Origin of the sequence: Bradyrhizobium uaiense (assembly GCF_010811875.1) — a bacterium.
In the GTDB taxonomy this organism is placed as follows: domain Bacteria; phylum Pseudomonadota; class Alphaproteobacteria; order Rhizobiales; family Xanthobacteraceae; genus Bradyrhizobium; species Bradyrhizobium uaiense.
Window position 1 is genome coordinate 1 of sequence record NZ_VKHP01001014.1, and the last position, 243, is coordinate 243.

At 65.8% G+C, this 243-nt stretch carries 2 pseudogenes; one reads left to right on the forward strand and one right to left on the reverse strand.

Annotated features, from left to right (window positions below):
• Window positions 1-125, forward strand: a pseudogene (gene eutB / locus FNJ47_RS55275) (ethanolamine ammonia-lyase subunit EutB); the annotation flags it as partial.
• Here eutB (FNJ47_RS55275) and eutB (FNJ47_RS48575) read toward each other — a convergent pair.
• A pseudogene (gene eutB, locus FNJ47_RS48575) lies at window positions 117-243 on the reverse strand (ethanolamine ammonia-lyase subunit EutB); the annotation flags it as partial. The pseudogenes eutB (FNJ47_RS55275) and eutB (FNJ47_RS48575) sit on opposite strands and share 9 nt — an antisense overlap.

The window sequence follows — 243 nt, forward strand, 5'->3', positions numbered from 1 at the left end:
GTCCCGAATACCTCTATGACGGCAAGGAAATCATCCGCGCCGGGCTCGAGGATCATTTTTGCGGCAAGCTGCTCGGCCTGCCGCTCGGGATCGACGTCTGCTACACCAACCACGCCGAAGCCGACCACGCTGTTGACGAGCAGCGGATCGAACGCGCGTGCCACCGCATAGGCCCGCGCCTCGCAGGTCTGCTGGTCGACCTGGTGGTGGGCATTGGCCGACAGTGCCGAGCCCTGCCCGGTC